This window comes from Fulvivirga sp. AWR4_260 (genome assembly GCF_056158185.1).
This window is the reverse complement of record NZ_JBSWSU010000015.1, coordinates 2,069,132-2,094,068: the sequence shown is the minus strand read 5'-3', so window position 1 is coordinate 2,094,068 and position 24,937 is coordinate 2,069,132. Positions and strand designations below refer to the sequence as shown.

Here is a 24,937-nt window from a genome sequence, read left to right as displayed (position 1 = left end):
GGACTCCTCTTTTATGATGACAATAAAGTACCGCAAATTCCACCGGCCACCAAAAGGTAAACCACCGACAGGATCAGCAAAACTTTACCAGTCTTTTTATATTTTAGTCTCAATATCAGTCCCAAAAGCCCTAAAATAAAAGGAGGACCAAACATTACCCCTAATATCAAAACAACAAAACTTTCTAGCCCACTACTGTTTACTTCAAGTAAAATCATACCATTTCTGTTTGAAGTTTATTTAACTGCTCTTTTTTATCATCTCTATATAGCAAATTCATAGTCTCAAATGGAATGATTTTATAATTTTTATCCACTATATGCACACACGATTTCTTAATTGACCTCACATCAAAATTATATGCATCTACAAATTGCATAATAATAACTCTAAATAAATTATTGTAAGACAATTCTGGCGCGTTAATCTGAGGAAGACAGCACAAAATACTATGTAACTTCTCAGTAGCCTCATCACTAGAGTTACCTGTACTAAACAGTTCTATCATTTTACCATGCAACTGTTCATCTTGCTCATAAACAATTGTGTTTTTGCTGTTATCTAGCAAATCAGCAGGGTTAATATACCGGGTCAGTGGGAAAACCTCTTCTCCTAATTTCAGCGCATATCCCATTACTAAAGCATCTGGGTTACAAGGAACAGGAATTAAATCATCAGAATTAAACACTGGAGATTGCTCTAATATCTTTCTCCTGACTTCTGTAAGTGTAATTCTATCCTTATCAGGGCTAAAATGCTCTAACCTTCCGGCAATTTGTGTGGGCTGCAGAGTAACTCCACGCACACATTTCTGTTTCAAAGCAAAATCTATGATTTCACCAATTTCTCCATCGTTAAGATTTTTCTGCAGTGTTACTACCAGCGTAGTGGATAAATTGAGTTGATTCAAATGCTCTAAAGCCTTGGCTCTTATCTTAGTCATTTCTGCCCCTCGCATGCTTTTCAGTACTTCTTCATTAAAAGAATCGAACTGCAAGTAAATTTCAAAATCAGGAGCATAACCTGCTAAACGCTTAGCAAACTCAAAATCTTTGGCTATTTCAATTCCATTGGTATTGAGCATTATATGTCTAATAGGCAATGTCTTGGCATAGTCGAGAATTTCAAAAAACTGAGGGTGAATTGTCGGCTCTCCTCCACTGATCTGTACTACATCTGGCTCACGCTCATTTTCTACTATCGTGTCAAGCATTTTCTTCACCTCCTCTAAGGTTCTGTGCCTGCCGTATGTAGGCGAAGAACCTGCATAGCAAGTAGGACAAGACAAATTACACCTGTCTGTAACCTCTACTACTGTAAGGCAAGAGTGCTGTTCGTGGTCTGTACACAACCCGCAGTCGTAAGGGCAACCATAATGAGTGTCCGTGTTAAATTTATATGGTGTCTCTGAGGGCTTATTATAATTTCTAATATTTTTATAATACGCTATATCATCTGCAATAAGTACTTTAGAAAAACCATGTTCTTTGCACCTTTTATGCATGTAAACCTTATCATTTTCGAACACAATTTTTGCGTCTACCCGCCTCAAACACTCATGACAAAGGCTAACGGTAAAATCGTAGTATGTGTATTTTCTTGTAGGCATACCTTACTGCTTCAGTTATAGTTTGATAGTAATAAAGCAAACATATTAAACATAACCATTGAATACTACTAAGTCCTAAAACATAAAATAAGTTTGGCTTAATAAATTCAATCAAAAATCTAAATGAAAAATAAAGTATCATAAAAACTTGAAAAACCAAGCCATCACGCAAGTTGAGTTGCTGCCATAAGAATTTACACAACGCAAAAAGTAGAATAAGGAAAACCAATTCATATAAAGCTAATGGGTGTCTTAGGTTACCATCACCAAGGTCCATACCCAACCAGCTGGTGGTAATAGTACCATAGGTAAATTCATTAATACCGGACAAAAAGCATCCAATACGGCCAATGAAAATACCAAGAATTATAGGAAGGGTAAATAAATCGCCAGAACGCTGCTTCTCTCCTATCATTTTCTTTGCACACTCCACTCCAAGCAACCCTCCAAACAACCCTCCCATAATAGTTTTTAGATTCATGAAAGCAATAATATCAACTGCAGAGGTGTTTATAAGCGGGTTTTCAAGAAAGCCAAACAACCTAGAACCTACAAAAGCTCCAATAGCTGCTCCTAATATAATAGATAACCGGTGTGAGGTCGAAATGCTATCTTCTTGTTGTCTTCTTAGGTAAGAGTAATATCGGTAAGCCAGAAAAAAAGCCAAATATTCAGTAATCAAATGAATATTGACTGGCCAATTGCCAAGATGAGGCTCAAAAGGAATTTTCACTAACTTTTTAAGTGAAGATAAAAGCTTAAGCTAAATAAAACACCCTTCTATTTAATTTATTGCTTAAGCTTTATCGGTTTCAACGTAATCGGTCAATTACATTTTAAAATCCTTCTCACTGGCCCCACGGCTAAAGTGCCTGATATTATAAGTAAATGATAACATAAAATATCGGTTTAGCACAGTTGACTGTCGATCCTCAATATACGTCTCTGTTACCGATCTTCCAACATTATTATTCTCATCTAGTAAATCATATACGTTTACAGCCAGTTCTCCCAAATCATCTTTAAGTATTTTTTTACCAAAACTCATATTCATAATCACATAGCTTTTGTCAAAACCATCGGCAAGGCCAGTATTTACCTGGTGTCCTACATCTGTTCGGTAAATAAATGATGGGCCAAATATCCAATTCAATTTCACATGTGTGTACTGAGTCATGTATTCATTATTAAGCGCTGGACGCAATGAATTATTGGCAATAAAATAATCAGATCTGGTAGAGATATTGAAATCTACCTTTTCGCTAATATTACTACTAAGAGAAAAATCAGCCATGAAATGCGTGTTGTTAGAGTGGTTGATCACATCATTTATAACTCCGGGTCTGCGGCTATATTCAACCATACCTCTTATATTAAGGTTAGATTTTACCCACTCAATAGGCGTACCGTAGTGGCTGTACAACTTAAAACTATAATACGATTCTGTATTTTCTGGCCTTGTGAGCTGAGTACCTTCTTCTAAAAACACATTACCCACATATTCTGGCTCAGAAGCAATAGTAGTTGCATTAGTAATGTAGTTAGACACTACCGATGATTCTATAGAACTATATAATGTTCTTCCCTCGTCAGTATTTGATTTATATCGGGCGCGTACCCAATGGTTATAGGCCTGCTCTAGCGTTGGGTTACCCGTGCTTAATTGCAGCGGATTAGAGTTATCTATCACCTCTTGCAGCTGACCTATCGATGGCGAGTTGGTCCAAGTAAAGTAATCTAGCTCCAGTTTTTTGCTCTTAGCTAACTGATAGTCTAACCTCACAGATGGCAACACAGAATTAAATGTTCGCTCTGTTTTATAAGTTTTCGGAAACTCTTGTTCGTTATTCAAATCAGCTTGCTGATACTGAGCCCCTAACTGAACCCTCCACTTATCATCTTGATATTTATATTGTAATTCACCACGTTGCGTAAAATAGCCACTATTAAAGGTATTACTCAAGGTGGTATCCATCACATATGTCTCATTGTTATCGTCATACGTTCTTTTATCAGAATCATTGATTTTATTACTCAAATGATACTCTACTGCCAACATACTACTTTCACTTATTGGCTCTGTATACATTATTCCCGCTCCCCAATCATAAGCATTTCTTTCTCTATCCGTTACTTGATTGAGTAACTGCACACTATCTTCTCTGTTATAATATATATTCTCTGCTACTCTGTCGGCATCATCTTGATTGGTGTGATACCCCAACGTTTGCTCTAAAGTTATGCTCCTGCCCTTTTTATCAAACTTGTGACTATAATAAAGATTACTGCCAAAGTCATAATCACTATTTTTAGAGTTAGACTCATTATCCGTACTATTCAACAAACCATTATCGGTGTCAGTATCTCCAAAAAATGAGTCATGGTTTTCATCGTGTCTAAAAGCTGCATATGGCCTCCACCTGATTACATTATTACTGTCTATCTCATAATCTAGTCTAGCGTGTAAATAATGATCCGTATTAATTCTATTATCAAAACTGCGCTCGTTATACACCTGACCTGAGTCAGAAGCTAAAATATAGGTTCTTTGTTTGGTGCTGCTCCCATCGTTATCGCGTTTACTGAAATTATAGTTTGCTGCCAGCTTTAACTTATTCCATTCATTTGAATAATTAACCCCAAAATTATTTGTTTTGATAATACCATTTTGGGTTCGCTGCTCTCCTTGGCTGTTAGCATCAGCACTATAATTAACCATGTTAATATTATTACTTAAGCCAGTAAAAGTTATTCGCTGATCACCGCTAAACATGTTTACACTAGCTGCAGCCTGATAATGATCATCAGTACCATAACCGGCCGAGGCTTTCCCGAATTGCCCTCTTTTTTTACCGGGTTTTGTGATGATGTTAATTGTTTTAACCTGTTCTCCATCATCAAAACCGGTCAGCTCTGCCTTGTCACTTTTCTTATCATACACTTGTATAGCAGCTATTACCTCTGAAGGCAAGTTTTGTAGTGCAGTCTTCACATCTCCCTCAAAAAATGGCTTACCATCTACTAAAATCTTTTGTACCGCCTCTCCTTGCGCTTGTATTTCTCCGTTTACTACAGTAATACCAGGCATCTTTGTCACCAAGTCTTGCGCACTGGCATCTCTAGTAGTTTTAAATGACTGCGCTCCAAACTCAGTAGTATCTCCTTTTTGAGTTCCTACCATCGTCTCCCCCACTATTTCTATCTCTTTTAGCGTAGTGGTAGATTGCTCCAGCCCCAACGTGCCCAGTTTCAAATCACCATTTACATTCAAATTTTTATTATAAGTGCTATAGCCCATAAAATTGATCTGCAATAGATAGTCACCAGCCTTCACTCCCTGCAAAGTAAAGTCACCCTCAAGACCAGTAGTCACTCCATACTCATTGGCTGAATCTGGCAAATTAAGCAATACCACTGTAGCTCCAGGGAAAGATGAATGATCTAATTTATCCTCAATTTTTCCTTGGACTGTATATGTTTGTCCATGTGATAAATGAGCAAAAATTAGAAGAAAAAGAAGAATTGTTAAATGTTTCATAAAGACCAAAAAAATAGATTCCAAGTTCGCGTTTTATTCTTTTCAGCGCCTCGACAACAAAGTATGCTAAATCGAATTACTTAAATGTAATCATTATTTATAACTCATGCTGAGGTCTTTACACAAACGGTTACCATGCAATGGAAGTTGCCCATCAATCACGGATAACACATGTCTTTTGTATTTATTTTATTTCAGAGGTATTTCTATCAATCAAGGCTACTAAATCGAAACAGCTAAAATTTCAACATCAGTTTTATTCAAAATAAATACTTATGTAATGAAAATATAACTTTATAAACATTGCATAAGCTTTCTTACTACTAAAAAACGTGCCTTTCCCCCTCTCAATACTATACATCTACTCTTTTAACTTGTGAATGATAATCTACCTTAATTTGAGGCTATTATTATTGAACAAATAATAATAATCTAGGATGTGGTATTTCTACGAACAATTAATATCCGCTATATCAATTAAAGAAAATACGCTTCAAAATTTAGCTTTCTAACGAGCAGTGCTTCAGGCTATATTTAATTCACACATATAAAACCATAACTTTAGATTAAACCTAAACCTATTAAATGACACACAGCAGCAAACCATCCGAAGGCGAATAAGTCAATTTCGCCTTCCTCCTTTCTTACCCCTCAGATTTCGAAACATTTAAAATCAACTAAACCCTAATTAAGTATGAAAAAATTCAGCAAGGTACTGATAGTATTTACACTACTATCATGGCCATTTTCATTGCTTGCACAATGGCAACCGAAAATAACACCAATCAAAACCCCTTGGACAGATCAGGTAGACAAAAACAGTCCATTACAAGAATACCCAAGACCTCAACTAGTGCGTAAAAACTGGCTAAACATGAATGGCCACTGGCAATTTAAAGTAGGCAGTGTTGGAGATGCAGTTCCTCACAATCAAACTCTAGGAAGGGACATCATTGTTCCATTTGCAGTGGAGTCAACCATTTCAGGCATTACCGAACACCATGAGCGTGTGTGGTACAGAAAAACGTTTACTGTGCCTTCTCAATGGAATGGCCAACGCATAATTATGCATTTTGGAGCAATAGACTGGGAGTCAGAAATTTACATCAACGGGAACAGCCTTGGTATACACAAAGGGGGATATGATGAAATCACTCATGACATCACTGATTATATCAGTGCTAGTGGAGAGCAAGAAGTGATAGTGAGAGTATATGATCCCACGCGTGACTATGGTCAGCCCAGAGGCAAACAAACCACTGCACCTGGCGGCATTATGTATACCGCAGTAACAGGTATATGGCAGACAGTATGGCTAGAGCCTGTAGCCGACCAGCACATCACTGGCTTAAAAATGACACCCGACATTGATAATAACACACTGACACTATCTGTAAACAGCAACAGCACGGGCCTTACAGCCGATATTACTGTAAAAGAAGGAAACTCAATAGTAACCACTTATACAGGTACCGTTAATAGTGAAATAACACTGCCTATCCCCAACCCTAAACTTTGGTCTCCCGAGAGTCCATTCCTCTACGACTTAGAAGTAAAGCTAATAAGTGGCAGTGCTGTAGTAGACGAAGTAAGCAGCTACTTTGGTATGCGTAAAATAGCTATCGTAAAAAATTCAGATACTCCCGTGGTTTATCTTAATAATGAACAAATATTCATGTTCGGACCATTAGACCAAGGCTTTTGGCCTGATGGCATTTATACTGCCCCTACTGATGACGCTTTGAAATTTGACATAGAATCTACCAAAGCTCTAGGCTTTAATTTCACAAGAAAGCATATAAAAGTAGAACCACAAAGATGGTACTACTGGGCCGATAAGCTAGGCCTTATGGTTTGGCAAGATATGCCTTCGGCAAACTCTTATGATACCCCTGAAGGTGTAGAAGTACAACGTGAGCAATTTGACCTTGAGTTAACAAGAATGATTGAAACACATTATAATAGTCCTAGCATCATATCTTGGGTTATTTTTAATGAGTGGCAAGGTTCCTTTGACCCCGATCAAAGAGTGAGCATTGTAAGAAGTTTAGACCCTACTCGTATCATCAACCAAGGCAGTGGCGGGCCATTTTCTGAAGCTGGTGACATTAGAGATGAACACAGCTATCCGCCTCCATCATCTCCATCTAGCGATCACTTGGCAGTAGTTTGTGGTGAATATGGCGGTATTGGACTAAGATCACCAGACCACATGTGGGGCAACCCGGGCAATCCTTATGGAGAAGTGGTAAATGACGATGAATTAGTTGAAGTTTACTCCAACTACGTGGATATGCTGGAGGGATTTAAAAGTTTAAACGACTTAAGCGGTGCTGTTTATACAGAAATAACAGATGTAGAAAATGAAATCAATGGTTTCTTAACATACGATAGGCGCTGGAAAGTTGACCCTGCGAGGATTAAAGCGGTAAATCAAAGACTCATTAAAGCACCAAAACTAGAAAAAGCAGCTTTAGTACCCACCTCTAAAGCAACGCCTCAAACATGGAAATACACCACCAATCCTCCCTCAGCCGATTGGAACAGCTCTAATTTTAATGATGCTGCGTGGGCCAGTGGACAAGGTGGATTTGGAAAAATCAATAACCCTAATGCCAATGTAAACACTAACTGGGAAAGCGCTGACATCTGGCTACGTAAATCTTTTGATGGCAGCGTATTATCAAAAGGTGATTTAAAATATGCAGAAGTATCAGTATTTTATGATGACGATGTGGAGGTATATATAAACGGTGTATTGGCATTTGAAAGAGAAAGTTGGAACACAAACTACCACGCTTTTCCTATAAGCAACGAAGCCAAAAATGCTATCAACTTAACAGGAAGCAATGTGATAGCGGTGCATTGCCATCAAAACGAGTATGAGCAGTTTATTGACGTTGGTCTGCTTTCAGCCAAAACAGATCTATCCTTAGCCAGCAATAAAGTTATTGCCTACAAAGATTGCAACTACACTGGCAAAGGCGTTATAATTGAAGTTGGAGATTATAACCTTGACAGGCTTTACAGCTTAGGTATTGCTAACGATGATATTTCATCAATAAAATTACCGGAAGGCTACAAGGTAATGCTGTACAATGACAACAACTTCCAAGGTGAGTCCATTGAAATTAGCGCTTCGAATAGTTGCTTAGTAGAGGAACTATTTGGCGACAATCAAACCAATTGGAACGACAAAACTTCGTCATTAAGAATTATAGCACCTGGAGTGACTGGCTTAGGCGGTGTTTACAATCTTGAAAATAGAAGAAGTAGCCTGGTAATGGATGTGGCTGAAAATGGAAACCCTGCTAATGGTACTAACATTTTACAATACTACCCTACTGGCAACCCCAACCAGCAGTTTAGGTTAACTGAAGTTTCTCCGGGTGTCTACAGCATTATCTGTGTAGCCACAGGAAAATCAGCCGATGTAGATGATTTTAGCCAAGACAACTTTGCCAACTTACTACAATGGGAATACCTCAATGGAAGCAATCAGCATTTCAAAATTGAAGCTACCACTGACGGCTATTACAAGTTAAGAGCTACTCATAGTAATAAAATTATAGAAGTAGCCTACGCTAGCACTGAAGCTGAAGCCAACATAGGTCAATATGATGACAACAACCAAAGGTGCGGACAATGGAAGCTTATACCAATACAGCCTTTAGCTTGGTCTAAACACATAGAGGCTGAAACTTATAGCAATATGTCGGGGATACAGAATGAAAACTGTAGTGAAGGAGGCCAAAACGTAGCCTATACTGACACTGGAGATTGGATGGTTTACAGCAATATCACTATCCCAGAAACCGGACAATATACATTAGAATTTAGAGTAGCAAGCGCTAGTACTGGTTCAGTCATTAGTGTAGATCTAAATGCCGGCAGCACGGTTTTAGGATCGATAAACGTGCCCAACACAGGCGATTGGCAAAACTGGACCACTATCTCAAAAACCTTCAGCATAAACGCAGGCACTTACGATCTTGGCACATTTGCCGAAACTGGAGGATGGAACCTTAACTGGATTAATATTAAAAAAGCGGACAATTCATTTACCAGAATTAGTGAAGAGACAGCTGCTCATAAAGAGGTTATTTTATTCCCTAACCCTGCAGAGCAAATGCTTCACATAAAAGGAGCTGACAATGACAGCCAGTATGTGATATATAATACCATTGGAGAAATAATTAAACGAGACAAGTTGCAAGATAACAACATCGATATCAGCCAACTAAAATCAGGAGTATACATTCTTCAATTAAAAACACAAAAAAATAGCTCCAGCTTACGTTTCAATAAGCTGTAATAAAAAAGAGGAGCATTAGCTCCTCTTTTTTATTACTCCTCTTGAATACTGTAATTCTCTTTTAAAAAAGTGAGATTCCCTGCACTAGGCCCCATAGGAACCAAAGTGAGTGACTTATCGTCTATAACCTGAAGTTTATAAACTATATTCTCGTCATACTCATCATTATGTAAAGTAAGCTTATTTCCTTCTTCTAGTTTATATGTACCCGTAACCACATCTGGCATATTGCCTTCAGCAAGCCACTCAAAATACTCTTTGGATTCGGGCCTAAACTCGATCCAGTAAGGCTCTAAACCGGCATTACCTTTGGTATACCATTGTCCTTTAATAGAAAAAGTCTCTTCTTTCTGACTTACGAGACTAGTACCTTCGCTATCCCCTTCATTAGAACTGGCCTCATTGTGTTGCTTTGCAGGCTGGCATGCAGCCAAAGCCACTATAATAAATGAGTTAATCACTAGCTTTTTCATAGAAAACAATTTATATAATTCAACACCTCATATAGAGGCAAATGTCATTACTTAGCAGAAGGCGGAGTTGTAGGCCTCACCTCTATTTTACTAGGCAACGTTCTTGGGTGCATCTGAAGTAAATCTGCTACTATTTGACCTAAATCTTCAATTTGGATTTTCCAGCTATCAGCATCACTTGGTGTATGATCATTAAAATAAGTAGACACTGAACCAGGCATAATAGTAGATACCTTTATTCCATATTTTCTTAAGTCGAGCATTATAGCCTGGCTAAAACCTGTAAGACCAAATTTACTTGCATTATAGGCAGATCCTCCAGCAAAGAAATTAGTACCTGCTAAACTAGAAATAGTAATAATATAGCCTTCACTTTTCTTAAGTGCATCTAAACTTGCCTTTACGCTATAGAATACTCCTGTAAGATTCGTGTCTATCGTTTCTTGCCATTGCTCTGCTGTTAACTCTTCTATAGAGCCAAAGTGACCTAAGCCTGCGTTAGCAATTAATGCATCTATTTGCCCCCATTTATCTTCAGTTGCCTTTATAGCCTTCTGCTGAGAAGCCAAGTCTCGCACGTCTGCCTCTAAAGCCAAAACCTCTCCATAACCAGCCAAATCCTGAGCAGCTTTATCTGCTGCAGCTTGGCTTCTACTAGTGATAGCCACCTTCATTCCTTGTTCCAATAAAGATTGAGCTACACCATATCCAATTCCTTTACTTCCTCCTGTAATAAATGCAACTTTTCCTGTTAAATCAATCATTATAATCGTTGGTTTTTATAGTTATATAGTCTGTAGGAATATAACGAAAGATAAAAATGGAGGTTATGGAATTTTGCAGAAACTTATTTAAAACTTCATTTGTGCCTGCATGCGTATCACCCCACCTACTTGGTGATTACTCAAATGCACCGCATCTTCATATCTTCGATCTGCCAAAGCATAAACCATCACCAGTTCAAAATGCTCTAGTGGGTGCCACTCTATTCCTGTCTCACACTCTCTCACCGTATAGCTTCGAGCATCCAGTTCTTGTTTTTTTCCTCCGTTATAATATTGCAGCCTGGTAAAAGGTATAAAATGCTGCCCCCACTTCTCCATATCATAGGACAAGGTAATGTAGCCTCCCTGCAATGGTTTTTCTTTTATCGAGTTAGTCCTTTTATCATACTCCGGCCCGCTACCAAAATTGTACTCCGCCTGTATTCCAAATGGCATGGGGTACAAAACAAATGAAGCAGCCACACGCTCATCATTATACTCCATGTTGTCATTAACCACCACACCTTCAGTATGCTCTAACAGTACAAACTTACCCTTATAAGCCTGAACTCCCGCTTCTAAAACTTGGGTACCTAGTTTTAAAGGATAAGAAAAGCGTGTCACTACATGAAATTGATTATTCACATCAGGATGATTTGCCGTTTGACCGTTATAAATCCCAAAAGCAAACACCCCATAATCTCCAGAATGTTTAAACTTCTTCAGCTCATGCATTAGCTTACGTTTGTCTGGAGACGCCCAATACAAGTACAACCCCATATCACGCTCATCTTTTACTCCGCTATTTAATGCGTCATCTCTATCTAGAGGCAACCTTTGACTACTCGATTGCATATTTTCATATCCGAAAGGCACTTTACTCTGCCCCACCCTAAGTCTAAAGGCGTTATCTTCATCCAACCCGATATCTATATAAGCATCTTTCACACGGGCCACATTAATATTCTCTCCTACAGATTTGGCAAAGTCGGGTTGTAAATAAAAAAATACTCTAGGAGAAACATAACCGTAGAGTTTAAACCTTAATCTTCTTAATGAAAAACCACCACCTTCAGCCCCCCAAAACTCATCACACTGCTCACACCTCAGCTCATGATTAGACTCATAAAGTTTATTATAGCGTATTTGCATGTAACCACCTAAGTGGATTCTATCATACCATTTGGCATTGTTTTTTTCTTGCTCCTGAGCCGATAAATGATTTACCGCAGCAACCGCGAGCAACAAAGTATTACTAAGTATTAAATATTTCAGGCCTTTGTTCATGTTCCAAAATTTATTTTGGAACAAAGCAAGGAGGCAAAACAGGAAGGAATTGAGAAAAGAAGGAAAAAACACACCGATTGATTTTAACAATCGTGTGTTTTAAGGTTTTTATAAACCCTGCAAAATATTCGTTAATATAGTGGGGGTAGAAACGAATGGTGAATGATCTGCATTAAAAATTTTAAAAACCTTCACGCCAGGGAAACGATGATACATCCGCCATTGAGCGCTAGGCGTTATGGCATGATCATCAAGACATGATACGTACACCTTCTCTAGCCGGTTATATGCACAGCCAAGATGCACAGGAGTATTAAAAGTCACATAAGGATGTGGCACTAACAGCGTTTTCAAAAAGTAGACCTCTTCCTTTTTCCGAATATTGCTACAATGATACACCGCGTTGTAAAAGGCATTATCCCATGTGTTGCGAGGTAAAAATATACCTTCACCAGCCACTATGGCGTTTTGTGTTACAACGGACTCAGTATCTTGGCTAGCCACATCTAAAAGACTTTCACCATCCTTTAGCATAAACGCAGAAACATACACCACTTTTTTAATGTATGAGGCCAGATTTTGAGCTGCCTGAGACACTACCACGCCTCCGTAAGAATGACCTACTAAGGTTATTCCCGGTCCCATCTCTCTCATCTTATCCATTACTGCACTTACATGAGTACCTAGGGTCACCTGATCGAGGGGGGTTCTATCAGTACCTAGTCCTGGCAACTGCACCGTGCGAGCTTCATGCCCATTGGCTTCCAAACCAAGCACAATACGAGACCAACTTCCTTCAGGGTGCCATGCTCCGTGCACCAATAAAAACTTCTTTTTACGCGGGTGATGATGATGCTGCCCCAAGGGGGAAGAATCATCTGATGAAGCACTCATTTCACCTAAAGCCACAGGTAAAACCTCATCCTCTCGAGCCTCATCACACCCATATAAAAATATGACTATAAACAGATAGGTAAGTAGTTTTAATGTTTTCATACTTGGTATTTAGTATTTTGTAATGATTAATTGTTATACCAAAAATACCTTTATTAAAAACTCAGGGTAAACTTAAACTCTACGAATATCTTACCTTAGGCTCCCATTCGTCTAATTCAACTAATTGGTGTATCAACAACGATTTAGTTGCCTATCAATCAACCTCATAGCCATATTCAGAAAATTCACAAAAACACAACAATTTTTTAAATCCCGATTAAATTAGGAATAAATATAAATAAATTATCAAAAATATTACTTCAATAAATACATTTATTACTAATTAAAACACAATAAAAATGAAAAAGGTGGTTATCTCTTCAACAAGTATTGTATAAAGAAGAATGGGCTGTTTTTTCCCCATATGTTATAATCTAAAAAGTGGGTGTGCTATGTATGTTTTGCACTTATTTTAAAAATAACTCTTCAAAAATACACTTTTCATCCATTATCAGTACTATCTAAAGTAAAATTTTTTTTCTTAATTAAATTACTTATTTATTATTTAATTAGATTATATTTATAATTATTGAATTTTTTAATACTTATTTAAACTAATATTGCCACTAGAGCAAGCTTTTTTTAACATAGAACTTCTGTACGTGATTTTTTGGAAGTATAAGAAAAGATTCGTGTTGAAATAGGTCTTATAATAGTAAGGCATTAAATAACCAGCACTTCATAATGACAACAGCGACAAAAAACAAAAGAGGGTTTTCGTATCAACTACCTGAAATAGGCAAAAAATTCATAGAACAATCTCACCTTAACGAAGGTCCTGTAATGGATATAGGTGCCGCTTACGGAGTTGCCACCATACCAGCACTAGCCAAAGGACTTGAAGTAGTAGCCTTAGACATTAACCCTGATCACCTCGAAGAGCTGAAGCGCTGTGTTAATGATGCGTACAAACATCGTCTCTCTACATTAGAATGCACCTTCCCCCATGTTGATTTTCCAGAAAATCATTTTCAGTCCATATATATATCTCAGGTGTTTCCATTTCTCTCACCCAAAGAAATAGAACTAGCCGCGAAAAAGATTCATTCGTGGTTAAAACCTGGCGGAAGACTTTATGTAGTAAGCTTTACCCCCTATTTAAAGCACTGCGAAAGTTACATTCCTATATATGAGCAGAAAAAAGAAAACGGTCACCCGTGGGCCGGCTTTATTGACAACCTACCAAACTATAGCAAAAACAACCCTATTGCCGACCAACTCCCACAGTGTATCAATCATATTGATGCAGAAGATTTAAATAGAGTTTTTTCACCATATTTTAAAATTGAACAGCTATCTCTATTCGGAGACCCCATGAACCACCTTCCGGAGTGGATCAAATTTGACGGGAGAGAAAGAGTAGGTATGATAGCACAAAAATGAAGCTTATGAAAATTAACACCACCAACCCCGTATGGACTCCAATTGAAGAAATATCTACTTTAGATATTCCTGCTAACATCGAGCCTTGGCTTACGCCACAAGCATTTAGACTTAGTGATGGAATAAGAAGATCTTATGAAAAATTTAGTCTCATAAGAATTCGCGAAGGTATAGGCGTATTGACTGACTTTGAAAAGCAACATATCAATGGTCATTATGCTTACATTAGACAGGTATATTTACTGGGAGACGGTGTGCCTCAGGTATTTGCGCGCACGGCCGTTCCTTTGAGAATGTACACAGAGTATAAAACATTATTTGATGAACTAGGAGACAAACCTATTGGCGAGAACCTTTTGTATAACAATCCGGCTATTACAAGGTCACCATTTAGAATAAGTTCTTTTTCCATGTCTCAATTACCTTTTGTATCTTACAAGCCAGAGGGCATTTTTGCACAAAGAAAAAGAGAATTGCTGTCACTTCCTGTTTGGAGCCGGCAATCAACCTTTAACCTAGTAGATAAACCTTTTGTGCTAATTACTGAGGCCTTTTTACCAACTATAAAAGAACTGAAATTAAAATAGCAATTTAAACTTAAGTAACTATGATTCTTTTAGAAAAAAGCAAGGGGGTTCTGGAATATGACGCAACTACCCCATGTGTCATTGGAAAATTTACCGGATTTATGAAAAGTGATGAGTTCCGTTCCTTTTTATTAAAAGGGTTAGACTACTGTGTACAATACAAACCTGAAGGCAAGCCCATTATGTGGTTAGCTGATACTAGAGCGCATTCTGTACAAAAGAAAGAAGATACTGATTGGGTAGCAGACACTTGGAACCCTAAAGCATTAGCTGCTGGAATTAATTTTGTAGCTTTTGTTGTTCCTGATAACGTATTTGGTGAAATGGCTGTGAAAAACTACATCAATCAATCAACTAAAATTGGAGGTGAAACACTGCACATTAGAATGTTTCCTAGCATTGATGAGGCAAAACAGTGGTTCAAAGAAGCAAGTAAGGGGTAACTCTAATTCTAAACTGTAAGCATTGGGGAGGAAACACCTCCCCCAAAGTATCTTAGAACTTGCGGCACCAACTCACACATTTTTTTACACGCCATTAGTTCTATTCAACATTTTTTAGACTGAGACGCAACTCAGATAACCGACTATTTATACTACCACCTAAACCATTATAGGTTTAGGTTTAACGCAATAGCATAATAACAGCTAGTGTTATCCTCTACATATTATTGAATAAAAATACCCCTCTGATTCTACAACACTAACGCCTTCCTCTTAAGTAGATCATACATATTCTATATTAAATCCCTCTAACAATGCCTACACCTTTAATCAAGGGCAAAATTCATCAAGAAAAAATAAGTTTACTTTTATAATCTATTTTATATTACTATAATGCAAATTCAAACTTAAAATTAACGATTATGAAAAAATTATTTTACTTATTTATCTTTTCCGCAACATTAGGCCTAGCAACTTCGTGTGGCGATGATGATGATGATCAAGTATGTACCAAATGCGAAAGTTCTGGCAATGTCGTTGAAATGTGTGGCACTGAAGAAGACGTAAAGGATACAGAAGATACCTTTACAAGTTCTGGAGGTACATGCACTAGACAATAAAAATTAAAAGGCCTGAAATTACAGGCCTTTTCTCTATTCTATTTTCAACCATGATATCAAGCTCTGGTTGTGAAAATTCCACACACCTAGAAAATATATTTCGCTCAGTACTACAAGGTGTTTCAATCATAAAATGGAGCGTGTTTTGAATTGAAAGCAACTAGTATACTATCCTTTATATAGTTAACTCTCCAAATGTTCTGTTCGGGGGCTGGTTCAATTTGAAGCAGTTGCCCATCGTCAATTCTTATTCCTATTGTTGATATTCTTGATCTGTTGAAGGTATAACATTCACTCAATCCCAGATGCCCGAAGGTGCTAATTGTTTCTTGAAGCTGTAGTTCATTGTTGATGTAAATACTGAGATAATTAACTTCAAAACCAGTCTCCATAAATAAATACACACTGTCAGAACTTATTAAATCATCAAAATATAGACGTTTACTAACAATAGAGTGATCAACATTCCTGATCAGAATATCGTAAGTAGCCTGATAATTTTTCTGAGTTGGCTCATAAGAGCATCCTAATATTAAGGCTATAAAAAAAATTGAAAAATACTTCTCGATCATACTTTTTACTGACTTGTATATTCCATGTACTCATGTTATGAGTCACTAAAATCTTAATCTCACATTAATTCTTCTGCAAAACGAATGACCTCATTCTGCCTAAACTTAGTCTTAATGTTATTTAGTTTTTAGTCCGCTAAACAAATGTTAGAAATAAGGTACTAAAAATACTCCAGATCCAACAAGCACTTCATTATAAATGGACCATATGGCTATTTCGGTTCGTTTTGTCCTTTCAAGTGCATTCTATTTAAAATCATATTTTTCTCCAAAGTTGCATCCGACCTCTTTCCACTTTTCAGTTTTGATAGCAATCATATTCTAAAACTCATTCATTTCCTTTAACTATCATTTTAAAAACATAGAAGTTTCTCAAATTGATAGAAATTGGAGTTTACTGTTTAGACTTTAGTCCATTGACATAATCGGAACTCACCCCATTCCAATAGCATTTTGTACAACGGCCATTCGAAAAAATATGATTACAACATTCGAATCCATACAAATAATAAGAGCACTCAGGACATAGTTTTTTCATTTTTGATGAGTCTGCGAAATACTCACTCTCACATTCATCACATATTTTAATCTCTCGGTTCATACCTAAAATCCCACAACGGTTAATATAAATCAGAAGAAAGCAATTAATTTTCCTACTTACATTGAGCCAAAACGATGCATTTTGCCTTCAAACCATTTTTTTAAGACCATATCAGCAATTTTCTGATTTCTCTAATGGTCATTACTGTTACACAAATCACCGAACACCTAATGCATACAGCATTGTAAAATAATCTTTTTACGTTTAGTCGCAACAGTGTGACTAAGCATAAAAAACCAAGTTCTTTATTATAAACTTTTAAGGTTAAAGTATATTTAAGTCCTTTCTCTCTGAGTTCATAGGGCGTAATCTCCAGCGATAGCTTAAAATATTTGGGACCCTACAGCAATGAAGGATCCCAAAATTACAACTTTCTTAATGGTGTACCTCTTCCCTATCCATTATAACCCACTGCATCGCTTGTGCCTTTTCTTTGTTTTCATAAAATTTGATTTCAGCACTTGTAAAAGGCTTGGCAAATTTGGACATCCATTCCAACCATCCTTTATCACCCACCATAGCCACACGTTTAAAATTATTAAAGTGCTTAATATCGAATTTCAAATCATTCCAGATCGCTCCAGGCTTCATTGATTCTACATCTTCGATTTCACAATACAAGTTAATTTTCCCAAACTCTTCCATTTTTGACTCTAACAATGGAGTGATCAAATCATAATCTTCTGGAGTCAACTCACCGGTCATTCTTATGGCTACGGTGTCTTCATATTCTTTTGTGATTATATTTATCATGACTTCTCTCGTTTTTATTTAATGTTTATCATCTATTTTTATCGACCATGTATAAAGCTCAATTATCGTTTTCATACATACTGTCTATCTGTTCTTTATATTTCTTTTGTACAACTGGCCTTTTGACCTTTAGCGTAGGAGTAAGCTCGCCTGTTTCTTCGGACCAGTCGCACCCAATTAACCTAAAATCTTTTATCTGTTCTGTATGATTGAGTTTATGATTTTTGTTAGATATAATATCTTCATATTTCTTTATCACCGTTTTATCTGCTACTATTTTACTATTAGAATGAAAGGTAACAGCATGTTTATCACACCATTTCTTCAGGTTAGGAAAGTCTGGTACAATTAAAGCCGTGACCATTTTCTGTCCCTCCCCTACTACCATTATTTGGCCTATCAGATGCGAATCTCTCATTACTTTTTCTATAGTCTGAGGCGCCACATATTTACCTCCACTAGTCTTAAACATAGATTTTTTCCTATCTGTGATTTTCAAAAATCCATCCTCGAGTTCACCAATATCTTCGGTATGAAACCACCCATCTCTGATGACCTGAGCCGTACGCTCTGGCAGGTTATGATAGCCTTTCATTACGTTAGGCCCTTTGCACAGAATCTCACCATCCTCTGCTATTCTGACTTCCACATTTTCAATGGGGCGTCCTACCGAGCCAATTTTCCTATCCTTAACCTCATACCTATTAACTGTAATTACTGGTGAAGTTTCTGTTAAACCATAGCCTTCCATTACGGGAATTTTTGCAGCACTAAACACCCTGTTAACACGTTCATTAAGAGACGCACCTCCAGAAATAACACCAATAATGTTATTGCCTAAAGCCTGACGCCATTGGCGATACACTAGCTTATCTGCCAGCTTCAATTGTTGAGTGTAAATCCAGCCTTTTTTATCATAATCAAAAACTTGTGCCAAGCGCAGAGCCCAAAAGAAAATCGCCTTCTTAGGAAAAGAAAGATTTTTTCCCTCCTCCACTATTTTTTCATAAACCTTTTCTAACAACCGTGGCACAGTAGCAAAAACATTAGGCTTAACCTCTTTTATATTCTCACCAATCGTATCTATACTTTCAGCATAATAAATGGAAATACCTTTCACCATATACAGGTAGTTTAGCATTCTTTCAAACACATGATTTAAAGGTAAGAAGCTCAGCGCCTTTCCCTGATCGCCAACAGGCATTAGGTCTATACTAGCCGTTACATTTGACACCATGTTTTTATGCGTCAGCATCACCCCTTTAGGCTTACCCGTAGTGCCAGAGGTATAAACTATAGTAGCCACATCCTCTTCATCTATCTCTGCCTTTCTTTCCTCTATTTCATTAACACCCACAGGATCAGAAACATTAATAAAATCTTTCCAAGCCATGTTTTGATCATCACCTATGATCAAAGTCTTATTTAAGGCAGGTATACTGGCCGCTATAGTTTTTAGCTTCTCAAAAATTTCAAGATCATCAGTAAAGGCCAACTTAATTTTAGCATCGTTGAAGATGTGTATGTATTCATCTTCTGACATTTTTGAATAAAGAGGCACTGAAATAACACCAATTTGCTGGCATCCAAAATCAATGAAATTCCATTGAGGCGAATTTGAAGCGATAATAGCCACACAATCACCATTTTTAATCCCATAAGACAAGAGTGCGGCACTAACTTTATTAATATTTTCTACAACAGTTTGAGTACTATACTCAGCCCATCCAGAATCACTTTTAGAGGCAAGCATCACCTCTTGAGGGAAATATTTTAATTGGTGGGCAGGAATGTCTACCAATTTTTCTAATTGATATTTTACTTTTTCCATGGCTTGTTTACTTAGAAAAATTATACCGATATGTTAACAGAACAGATACTAGTATAAAATAGCCTTATTTAGCCAATTATGAAGATTATCTCGCTAATAAATTATGTAGTAAAGTGTGCAGAGTTAACTACATATGTGTTATTAATTCCTCGGTAAGTACTATGCCAATTGAAAAGCATTGCAAAGTTTGTGATATAATATTTTTGATGAAAAACTTTTAATATTCAATCTTATAAGTAAGTTTGAGCATTGCTTACCTACCAAATGTTAGGTAGCAAACGTTTTAAATTTATAATCACCATACTTTAACTCAAATGAAATTGACTACTGTTAAAATTGGAAAAAAAATCGCTGGAGCCCTCGGCATTATGGCCGCGGCTACGCTTTTATACTCAAACAACAATACTGCTCAAGCCCAAGGATTCTATGTAAGAGCTGGAGGAGGTTACTCAATAAAAGCTTCATCTTCTCAATACAATGATGCCGATCCTATTGGATTGACGGGTATTGAAGCCTCTACTAAAGTTAGCATATCAAATACAGGTCAAACATCTGTTGAATCATTAAGAGGTACTTTAGGTGAAGGTTTTAAAGTAGGAGCTGTAGCAGGTTACATGTTCAACCAGTACATTGGTGCTGAGTTAGGAGTCTATTACTTTCATGGCAAAGAGCAAACTATTGGCCAATTAGATGCTGCTCCTCTTGGAGTTTACTCCACAGAAAAAGCACACATTAGAGGTGTTGACCTAGCTCCTGCATTAGTAGTAACTCCTGGTTTTGAAGGCATCAACCCTTATGCTCGTGTTGGTTTTTTAATTCCTGTTGCAGGAAAATTAACTATCAATACTGACGTTATTGATGAAAATGCAAGCAATCCTTACCAAGCCAATGCTATTTCTGCAGAAACAGAAGTTACGCCACAGTTTAGCCTAGGTTATCATGCTGCTATTGGTGTTAATATTCCACTAACTGAAACCATGCAATTCTTTGGTGAGGTTGAATTTAAAAGCTTATCACTAAAAAGTGATGAGGCTGAGATCAAATCTTTCAAAACTGATGGAACTGAAATAATTTCAGCTGTACCAACCTCTACAAAAAAATATAAATTCGAAGATGATTATACTGTAGGAGCTGAAGATGATAGCCAACCTACAACTATTCCAACACAATATGTTAATGCAAGTGGAGTTGGACTAAACATTGGATTAAAATTTACGTTCTAAGGTTTAAAACCAATTTTTAAACACTTAGTGAAAAAGTCAAATTTAATTATTCTGGCAGGCCTGTTGATATCAACATCGGCCTGCTTTGAATATAACCCAAATCAAGTCATCTTAGATGATGACGAAAAAGGCCTTACTGATAAAAACATTACAAAAATTACGGCCTCTCCTGCCCCTGATACTATGCGTATCATTTTTATGGGCGACACTCAGCGATTTTATGATGAAGCTGACGAGTTTATAGACCACGCCAACAAAACTGACAATTTAAATTTTGTTTTACATGGCGGAGACATTTCTGATTTTGGATTAGAAGAAGAATATCAGTGGATAAATGATATTATGTCTGATCTAAAAGTTCCATACCTTACTGTAGTAGGTAATCATGATTTATTAGCCAACGGAAGAAAAGTGTACCGTAAAATGTATGGTAGTGAAAACTATACATTTGAATATGGCAACTACAAGTTTATTATGCTCAATACTAACTCACGTGAGTATAATTTTAATGGTAAAGTGCCAGACCTCGATTGGCTGCAAACACAGTTAGATGACAACCCTGACAACAAAAATCTTATTGTTGTTTCTCATGTACCTCCCTTTGATCAAGACTTTGATCAGGATTTAGCTCCTAAGTATGCAAAAATGCTTGCAGAAAACCCTCATGTAAAAATATCATTACATGCACACACGCATAGCTTTTTAGACAAAGAGTATTATGGAGACGGCATTAGATATTTTGTAACCACAAGCATGCAAAAGAAAGGCTATGTAATGCTAAAATTATGGGATACCGGATTGGAAGCTAACAGAATTGATTACTAACTACCTTATGTCTAAAAAATATACAATTTTATTATTATTAATTTTTGCTGTTATAAGCAGCAAAAGCTACGCTCAAAATGAAGCAAGGCCGTGGTATGTGCCAGACCATTATAAGGCACAATTTGCAGGAAATATAGGCTTTATATCTATAGGTGCAGGTTATTTACATGCCAAAGAAAAAATGGAAACTGATCTTTATGTAGGGTATTTACCTAAAAAAATTGGTGGAGACGACATTATAGCCGTTACGGGTAAAACAACTTACTACCCATGGAATATAAAAATAGATGATAACTACAGCTTAAAACCTTTTTCTATTGGCGCTTATTTAAGCTATTCTTTCGGTAGTCAATTCGATACAATATTACCTGATGTTTACCCTAAAGGCTATTACTGGTGGGCCAGTAGCCTAAGATTTGGAGCGTTTTTTGGCGGAAAGGTTACTAAAACATTACCCCAAGCCGCTAAATTCAAAAATATATCTCTTTACTATGAGTTAAGCACGTATGACTTAGAAGCTATTAGTTATTTACAAAATATGGACTATTTAAGTGTAACTGACATCTTCAGTCTATCGCTGGGCGTAAAGCTAGGATTATAAAAATAAAGGGCTGCAATCACTTGCAGCCCTTACACACTATAACGAACTAAATCTACGAGATTATTTTTTATATACTTTAATAACCTCTGATTGAGTATCTGTTTTTACTTCATAGAAATATAAACCTGAAGGTAATGAAGCAGAGTTCCACTTCACTTCTTGTTTACCTTGTTTAAATTCTCTATTTACCAGCTCCTCCACTTTTTTTCCAAGGTGATCATAAATTGCCACTGAAGCATTACCTTGCTTTTCCATATTAAAGCTAATAGTTACAGTTCCTTCAAATGGATTAGGATAAGCCTTAATTTCAGTATTATCTACCACTTGCTGATTTACTAATTTCTTGGCAGTAATATTATTAGACAATTGATCTAAATAAGGTCTAAAAGTATCTGCAAATTCATTTCCTGCAAACATATCCCAGTTAATTGACCAAGTCATTAGACCTCTCAAATTAGGATAAGTCTGAGATAATTGATAGCTACCACCAAAAGACTGCCCTTTGATAAGATAATCTAGCGCCTTCTTCACACCATCTTGACCTATGAATCCACCACCAGCACCATTAGCAGCCGGAACCCCTAGCAACACTTGGTCTTGACGCAATGGAGGGAAGAATTTACCATTTTTAGCTAATGGAAAACCTTTTAAAATCATATCTACCAATGATACATAGAAATCTGAGTTACCCATGTTATAATAAGTATTATCCAATGCAGTAATGGCACCAGAGTTATAATACTGTACTTGCAAGAAGGTAAGTTTATCTCTTAAAGCATGAATCACAGGTAAATAAGCACCTGCTCTTCGGTCAGCTCCCTCAGAAATACCACCATAGAAAGAATACCCTAACTGAACAAAAAATGTTTCAGGAGCCATAGTTAAGATGAAATCATCACCAAAATGATCGCAAACACCTTCAATAGCATCAATAGTATTGATAATTAATGGCGTAGTAGGATTAGCAAAGTCATCGTCACCAAGATCTAACGATAAAGAATGGCCTTCAAAATCTATATCCATACCATCAAATCCATAGTCTTCAATGATAGCAATCATTGAATTTTTAAATTTATCTCTTGCAGATGCAGACTCTAACCTTACTGCACCATTAGCACCACCAATGGAAATAATTATTTTCTTTCCTCTGCTCTGTAACAATTGAATATCTGCTCTAAAATCAGCCTCAGAATAATCTCCTGGGGCATCACTAGCTAAGGCAAAGCCCATATTTCCGTCAGTAGCTGACACTGTAGGCTCAGCAAATGATATATTAATAACATCCCACTTATCAGAAACATCTCTAAGTTTAACAAAGCCGGTTCCGTTATTGAAGTTATGCCAATATCCGTTCAAAATTCTGGCTGGTAAACCTCCTCCATTACCGCCATCATCACCGTTTGATATTACGGTAATAGCTACAGCAGAAGATGTAGTACTTGCACCAGAATTATCATAGGCAACAGCAGTTAAAGAGAAGTTACCCGCATAGTTATTGCTCCATGTATAAGAATAAGGACTACTTGTATCCTCTCCCATATACACACCACTTCTATAAAACTCTACTTTTGCTATTGTTCCATCATTGTCAGAGGCCGAAGCAGATATGGTTATTGGAGTTCCTGCAGTAAAAGAACTACCTGCGCTAGGCGCTGTTATGGCTACAGACGGGCTTTCGTTATCTCCACCACCATTTCCTCCATCGTTACAATCATTAACAAAAGACCATGCATCTTGCCAGTATTGTCCTACTCCTGGCTCATAAGCCCAAGAGGCACTAGAAGAACACCATCCTGGAATATTACACTCATAAACACCTCCAGCATTTGATACCTCTTGTCCCTGAGTGTAACTGCTACCTGCTGTATATGAAGGTAAACCATCACAGCCTGTTCCGCCACCACCGTTGTCATTATCACCAGTAGTGTTTACTGTAATAGTAACAGACGCTGAAGTAGCCACGGCATTATCATTATCATAAGCCTTAGCCGTGATGCTATACGTACCCGCTGCAACACTAGCCCAGCTATAACTATAAGGAGATGATGTGTCTTCGGACAACTTTACGCCTCCTTGATAAAATTCCACCTTGCTTACGCTTCCATCGGCATCACTGGCAGAAGCAGACAATGTGATAGTCTCTCCTGCAGTGAAAGTACTACCTGCAGCAGGTGATGTTAAACTAACACTTGGTATTGTATTGGTGTCACCACCTCCACCGCCATCACAAGACCCTAGGTTTGTCCATTCCTCATATGGGTCTGAACTTTGTGCAGGGTTATTATTCTGAGTCCAATAATTGGCTTTGTATCTTATGCCTTCATAAACTACTTCATCGCCACCAACATACGCTTTGGTTGAGCTCCACTCTGACAGCCCATTACAGTCAACATCTGCCTTTACAAGACCTATTGAAGATGAAGCTATTATGGCTGCTATTCCTAATTTTTTTAATATTTTCATGGTAGTATAATTTAAAATTACAGCCCGAGCCATTGCTAACCCGAGCTGCAAAA

Annotated in this window: 20 protein-coding genes; 8 read left to right on the top strand and 12 right to left on the bottom strand. The window is 37.2% G+C overall.

The features are described from left to right. Window positions 1-11 precede the first annotated feature (11 nt). The 4 genes from ACXACQ_RS15300 to ACXACQ_RS15285 form a co-directional block, all read right to left on the bottom strand. Complete coding sequence (locus tag ACXACQ_RS15300) at window positions 12-218, bottom strand: hypothetical protein (protein ID WP_474976831.1); 207 nt, start codon at window positions 216-218, stop codon at window positions 12-14. After that, window positions 215-1,609, bottom strand: a complete 1,395-nt coding sequence (locus ACXACQ_RS15295; RefSeq protein WP_474976830.1) for a radical SAM protein — start codon at window positions 1,607-1,609, stop codon at window positions 215-217. The genes ACXACQ_RS15300 and ACXACQ_RS15295 overlap by 4 nt, the downstream gene beginning before the upstream one ends. Next, window positions 1,569-2,342 (bottom strand): prolipoprotein diacylglyceryl transferase, encoded by a 774-nt coding sequence (locus tag ACXACQ_RS15290; RefSeq protein WP_474976829.1) that lies wholly within the window; start codon window positions 2,340-2,342, stop codon window positions 1,569-1,571. The genes ACXACQ_RS15295 and ACXACQ_RS15290 overlap by 41 nt, the downstream gene beginning before the upstream one ends. Before the next feature lie 96 nt (window positions 2,343-2,438). Further along, window positions 2,439-5,147: an outer membrane beta-barrel protein gene (locus tag ACXACQ_RS15285; RefSeq protein WP_474976828.1), complete on the bottom strand. Its 2,709-nt coding sequence runs from the start codon at window positions 5,145-5,147 to the stop codon at window positions 2,439-2,441. A gap of 694 nt (window positions 5,148-5,841) precedes the next feature. Between ACXACQ_RS15285 and ACXACQ_RS15280 the strand changes: the two genes are divergently transcribed. Further along, a complete protein-coding gene (locus ACXACQ_RS15280) occupies window positions 5,842-9,462 on the top strand; it encodes an RICIN domain-containing protein (protein WP_474976827.1) in 3,621 nt (1,206 codons plus the stop codon). A gap of 32 nt (window positions 9,463-9,494) precedes the next feature. Here the strand turns inward: ACXACQ_RS15280 and ACXACQ_RS15275 are convergent, their stop codons facing one another. The 4 genes from ACXACQ_RS15275 to ACXACQ_RS15260 form a co-directional block, all read right to left on the bottom strand. Beyond that, window positions 9,495-9,935: a hypothetical protein gene (locus tag ACXACQ_RS15275; RefSeq protein ID WP_474976826.1), complete on the bottom strand. Its 441-nt coding sequence runs from the start codon at window positions 9,933-9,935 to the stop codon at window positions 9,495-9,497. A gap of 47 nt (window positions 9,936-9,982) precedes the next feature. Continuing rightward, entirely contained in the window at window positions 9,983-10,699 is a 717-nt protein-coding gene (locus ACXACQ_RS15270) for an SDR family oxidoreductase (RefSeq protein WP_474976825.1), read from the bottom strand. An 87-nt stretch (window positions 10,700-10,786) separates the two neighbouring features. Continuing rightward, window positions 10,787-11,986 (bottom strand): porin, encoded by a 1,200-nt coding sequence (locus ACXACQ_RS15265; RefSeq protein ID WP_474976824.1) that lies wholly within the window; start codon window positions 11,984-11,986, stop codon window positions 10,787-10,789. A gap of 108 nt (window positions 11,987-12,094) precedes the next feature. Beyond that, window positions 12,095-12,982 (bottom strand): alpha/beta fold hydrolase, encoded by an 888-nt coding sequence (locus ACXACQ_RS15260; RefSeq protein ID WP_474976823.1) that lies wholly within the window; start codon window positions 12,980-12,982, stop codon window positions 12,095-12,097. A 684-nt stretch (window positions 12,983-13,666) separates the two neighbouring features. On the opposite strand from ACXACQ_RS15260, the gene ACXACQ_RS15255 reads away from it, so the two are divergent. The 4 genes from ACXACQ_RS15255 to ACXACQ_RS15240 all read left to right on the top strand — a co-directional run bounded on the left by ACXACQ_RS15255 (window position 13,667) and on the right by ACXACQ_RS15240 (window position 16,015). Continuing rightward, complete coding sequence (locus tag ACXACQ_RS15255; RefSeq protein WP_474976822.1) at window positions 13,667-14,365, top strand: class I SAM-dependent methyltransferase; 699 nt, start codon at window positions 13,667-13,669, stop codon at window positions 14,363-14,365. Window positions 14,366-14,370: 5 nt separating this feature from the next. Further along, window positions 14,371-14,952, top strand: a complete 582-nt coding sequence (locus ACXACQ_RS15250) for a chorismate--pyruvate lyase family protein (RefSeq protein WP_474976821.1) — start codon at window positions 14,371-14,373, stop codon at window positions 14,950-14,952. A gap of 20 nt (window positions 14,953-14,972) precedes the next feature. After that, window positions 14,973-15,395, top strand: coding sequence for a hypothetical protein (locus tag ACXACQ_RS15245; protein ID WP_474976820.1), 423 nt, complete (start codon window positions 14,973-14,975; stop codon window positions 15,393-15,395). Between the two features lie 422 nt (window positions 15,396-15,817). Then, window positions 15,818-16,015, top strand: a complete 198-nt coding sequence (locus tag ACXACQ_RS15240; protein ID WP_474976819.1) for a hypothetical protein — start codon at window positions 15,818-15,820, stop codon at window positions 16,013-16,015. A gap of 122 nt (window positions 16,016-16,137) precedes the next feature. Here the strand turns inward: ACXACQ_RS15240 and ACXACQ_RS15235 are convergent, their stop codons facing one another. The 3 genes from ACXACQ_RS15235 to ACXACQ_RS15225 all read right to left on the bottom strand — a co-directional run bounded on the left by ACXACQ_RS15235 (window position 16,138) and on the right by ACXACQ_RS15225 (window position 19,772). Beyond that, window positions 16,138-16,587, bottom strand: coding sequence for a hypothetical protein (locus ACXACQ_RS15235; RefSeq protein WP_474976818.1), 450 nt, complete (start codon window positions 16,585-16,587; stop codon window positions 16,138-16,140). Window positions 16,588-17,563: 976 nt separating this feature from the next. Then, the gene (locus tag ACXACQ_RS15230) at window positions 17,564-17,941 is read right to left on the bottom strand and encodes a SpoIIAA family protein (protein WP_474976817.1); all 378 of its coding nucleotides are present in this window, start codon (window positions 17,939-17,941) and stop codon (window positions 17,564-17,566) included. Window positions 17,942-17,999: 58 nt separating this feature from the next. After that, on the bottom strand, window positions 18,000-19,772 hold the full coding sequence (locus ACXACQ_RS15225) for an AMP-dependent synthetase/ligase (RefSeq protein ID WP_474976816.1): 1,773 nt from the start codon (window positions 19,770-19,772) through the stop codon (window positions 18,000-18,002). A 314-nt stretch (window positions 19,773-20,086) separates the two neighbouring features. Between ACXACQ_RS15225 and ACXACQ_RS15220 the strand changes: the two genes are divergently transcribed. The 3 genes from ACXACQ_RS15220 to ACXACQ_RS15210 are packed head-to-tail and all read left to right on the top strand — an operon-like array spanning window position 20,087 to window position 22,421. Next, window positions 20,087-20,995 (top strand): outer membrane beta-barrel protein, encoded by a 909-nt coding sequence (locus tag ACXACQ_RS15220; protein WP_474976815.1) that lies wholly within the window; start codon window positions 20,087-20,089, stop codon window positions 20,993-20,995. A gap of 27 nt (window positions 20,996-21,022) precedes the next feature. Next, window positions 21,023-21,820 carry a metallophosphoesterase family protein gene (locus ACXACQ_RS15215; protein ID WP_474976814.1) on the top strand — a complete coding sequence of 266 codons (798 nt, stop codon included), beginning with the start codon at window positions 21,023-21,025 and terminating at the stop codon, window positions 21,818-21,820. A gap of 7 nt (window positions 21,821-21,827) precedes the next feature. Continuing rightward, complete coding sequence (locus ACXACQ_RS15210; RefSeq protein WP_474976813.1) at window positions 21,828-22,421, top strand: hypothetical protein; 594 nt, start codon at window positions 21,828-21,830, stop codon at window positions 22,419-22,421. A 60-nt stretch (window positions 22,422-22,481) separates the two neighbouring features. On the opposite strand, the gene ACXACQ_RS15205 is transcribed toward ACXACQ_RS15210, so the two are convergent. Beyond that, a complete protein-coding gene (locus ACXACQ_RS15205) occupies window positions 22,482-24,884 on the bottom strand; it encodes an Ig-like domain-containing protein (protein ID WP_474976812.1) in 2,403 nt (800 codons plus the stop codon). Window positions 24,885-24,937: the final 53 nt, after the last annotated feature.

Coding starts and splice junctions, on each gene's coding strand:
- ACXACQ_RS15205 (WP_474976812.1), bottom strand. CDS start 24,884: ATGAAAATATTAAAAAAATTAGGAATAGCAGCCATAATAGCTTCATCT.
- ACXACQ_RS15285 (WP_474976828.1), bottom strand. CDS start 5,147: ATGAAACATTTAACAATTCTTCTTTTTCTTCTAATTTTTGCTCATTTA.
- ACXACQ_RS15275 (WP_474976826.1), bottom strand. CDS start 9,935: ATGAAAAAGCTAGTGATTAACTCATTTATTATAGTGGCTTTGGCTGCA.
- ACXACQ_RS15260 (WP_474976823.1), bottom strand. CDS start 12,982: ATGAAAACATTAAAACTACTTACCTATCTGTTTATAGTCATATTTTTA.
- ACXACQ_RS15300 (WP_474976831.1), bottom strand. CDS start 218: ATGATTTTACTTGAAGTAAACAGTAGTGGGCTAGAAAGTTTTGTTGTT.
- ACXACQ_RS15295 (WP_474976830.1), bottom strand. CDS start 1,609: ATGCCTACAAGAAAATACACATACTACGATTTTACCGTTAGCCTTTGT.
- ACXACQ_RS15245 (WP_474976820.1), top strand. CDS start 14,973: ATGATTCTTTTAGAAAAAAGCAAGGGGGTTCTGGAATATGACGCAACT.
- ACXACQ_RS15235 (WP_474976818.1), bottom strand. CDS start 16,587: ATGATCGAGAAGTATTTTTCAATTTTTTTTATAGCCTTAATATTAGGA.
- ACXACQ_RS15230 (WP_474976817.1), bottom strand. CDS start 17,941: ATGATAAATATAATCACAAAAGAATATGAAGACACCGTAGCCATAAGA.
- ACXACQ_RS15225 (WP_474976816.1), bottom strand. CDS start 19,772: ATGGAAAAAGTAAAATATCAATTAGAAAAATTGGTAGACATTCCTGCC.
- ACXACQ_RS15240 (WP_474976819.1), top strand. CDS start 15,818: ATGAAAAAATTATTTTACTTATTTATCTTTTCCGCAACATTAGGCCTA.
- ACXACQ_RS15280 (WP_474976827.1), top strand. CDS start 5,842: ATGAAAAAATTCAGCAAGGTACTGATAGTATTTACACTACTATCATGG.
- ACXACQ_RS15270 (WP_474976825.1), bottom strand. CDS start 10,699: ATGATTGATTTAACAGGAAAAGTTGCATTTATTACAGGAGGAAGTAAA.
- ACXACQ_RS15265 (WP_474976824.1), bottom strand. CDS start 11,986: ATGAACAAAGGCCTGAAATATTTAATACTTAGTAATACTTTGTTGCTC.
- ACXACQ_RS15220 (WP_474976815.1), top strand. CDS start 20,087: ATGAAATTGACTACTGTTAAAATTGGAAAAAAAATCGCTGGAGCCCTC.
- ACXACQ_RS15250 (WP_474976821.1), top strand. CDS start 14,371: ATGAAAATTAACACCACCAACCCCGTATGGACTCCAATTGAAGAAATA.
- ACXACQ_RS15210 (WP_474976813.1), top strand. CDS start 21,828: ATGTCTAAAAAATATACAATTTTATTATTATTAATTTTTGCTGTTATA.
- ACXACQ_RS15255 (WP_474976822.1), top strand. CDS start 13,667: ATGACAACAGCGACAAAAAACAAAAGAGGGTTTTCGTATCAACTACCT.